The 2,168-nt window shown below is 59.5% G+C and carries 1 protein-coding gene; it reads left to right on the forward strand.

Annotated elements, in window-relative coordinates; genetic code table 11:
• Positions 1-2,168: hypothetical protein (locus tag H9S92_RS14010; protein WP_187467328.1), on the forward strand; the 2,168-nt coding region annotated here is incomplete at both ends.

Below are 2,168 nucleotides of genomic sequence, written 5' to 3' on the forward strand. Positions count from 1 at the left end.
ACCGACGGCAGCGGCAACGTTACCCTCGATACCATCATCGTCACGATTCTCGATACGATCACCCCCGTCATCGTCTGCGAAGCCATCACGGTGGCCCTCGACAGCACGGGCACTGCCACGATCGAAAATGACGACGCCGTCATCAGCATCGACGACAACTGCCCGGATAACCTGAGTGGTCCCTTCACCGTGGGTGGCCCCGCCGCCCGCACCTTCGATTGCTCCTTTGCCGATTCTACCTTCCAGCGGACGGTCGTCATCACGGATGCCAGCGGCAACCAGGGCAGCTGCACTTACGATGTGACGGTGATCGACAACATCACCCCCGTCATCGTCTGTGAAGCCATTGAAGTAGCCCTCGACAGCATGGGCGTGGCGATGATTGAAAACGCTGACGCAGTAGTCAGCATCTACGACAACTGCCCGGATAACCTGAGTGGTCCCTTCACCGTTGGTGGCCCCGCGGCCCGGACCTTCGACTGCTCTTTTGCCGATTCTACCTTCCAGCGGACGGTCGTCATCACCGACGCCAGCGGCAATCAAGGCAGCTGCACTTATGACGTAACGGTGATCGACACGATCGTCCCCGTCATCGTCTGCGAAGCCATTGAAGTGGCCCTCGACAGCATGGGCGTGGCGATGATTGAAAACGCTGACGCAGTGGTCAGCATCTACGACAACTGCCCGGCTGACCTGAGCGGTCCCTTCACCGTTGGTGGCCCTGCCGCCCGCACCTTCGACTGCTCTTTTGCCGATTCTACCTTCCAGCGGACGGTTGTCATCACCGACGCCAGTGGCAACCAGGGCAGCTGCACTTACGATGTGACGGTGATTGATACGATCGCACCCATCGTAACTTGTGAAGAGATCGTCGTTCAGTTGGATGAAGCTGGCGCTGGCACCTACTGTGAGATCGCGCTGTTCGAAGCTACCGACAACTGTGCGGTCAACTTCGCGCCCTTCGACCAGTGCTTTGTCCTCGGCTGCGCAGACGTTGGCACCTTCGAAGTTCCCATTACGGTCTCTGACTTCAGCGGCAACAGCAGCAGTTGTACGGCTACGGTCACGGTGGAAGACAATGTTCCTCCCGTCGCCCTGTGCCAGGATGTGACCATTGAACTCGACGAAGAAGGCAACGCCTCTATCGCCGCTGGTGCTACGGGTACGCCGACTGCGGTGACGGAAGTAAGCGGTTCCTTGGACGTGGGCGATCTCCAGTTTGCCCGCCCGAACGCCAACGGTTTGACTTGTGGCACGACATCTCCCGCCGACCACTACTACGAAGTGTTCAACTTCACCATCTCGGCTGAAGACATGTACACCTTCACGATGATGGATGTACTTGGCCCCGACTTCTACTTCATCCTTTACGAAGGAGGTTTTGATCCGGCCCTGCCTTGCGCCAACTTCCTGGCTGGCGACGATGACGGTCCCGGCAGCACCGAGCCCGAGCTGATGATTCAACTGACGCTCGTTCCTGGCAACTACAGCCTGGTCACGAGCACTTTCTCCGGCAACGATCCGGATGGTCCCTACACCTACACGATCAGCAGCGCCAACGGTGGCCAGGTCTTTGCGGCCGGCGGCGGCGGCAGCAGCGATGCACCGCTGGTCGACGGCGGCTCTTCTGACGCCTGTGGCATTGCGACTTACGCGGTCAGCCAGGCGGACTTCACCTGCGCCAACGTAGGCCCTAACGAAGTTACCCTGACGGTAACGGACGTTAACGGCAACAGTTCCACCTGCACGGCCACGGTAACGGTAGAAGACAACATCGCTCCCGAGATTGTCGTCACCCCCCAAACGGTAGTACTAAGCAACGCCAACGGAACGGCTACCCTGACGGTTGCCGACCTGGCTACCGCTACGGACATCTGCGGCATCGCCTCTTTGACGGCCAGCCAGCTGCTCTTCACCTGCGAAGACATCGGTGAGGTGGAAGTGATCATCACGGCCACGGACGTGAACGGCAACGTAACGACGGCCCCGGTCATCGTGACGGTCCAGTTCCTGCAGCCCAACCTTTCCTGCATCGGCGAGATCAACCTGACGCTCAACGATGACTGCCAGGGCCTGCTGATTCCCCGCATGGTCCTGACGGGCAACGTTGCGTGCCTGGACGTATTTGGCTTTGACATCACGGTAATGGACAGCGACCCGAGCAACGG

The organism is Neolewinella lacunae (assembly GCF_014349155.1).
Taxonomy (GTDB): Bacteria; Bacteroidota; Bacteroidia; order Chitinophagales; family Saprospiraceae; genus Neolewinella; species Neolewinella lacunae.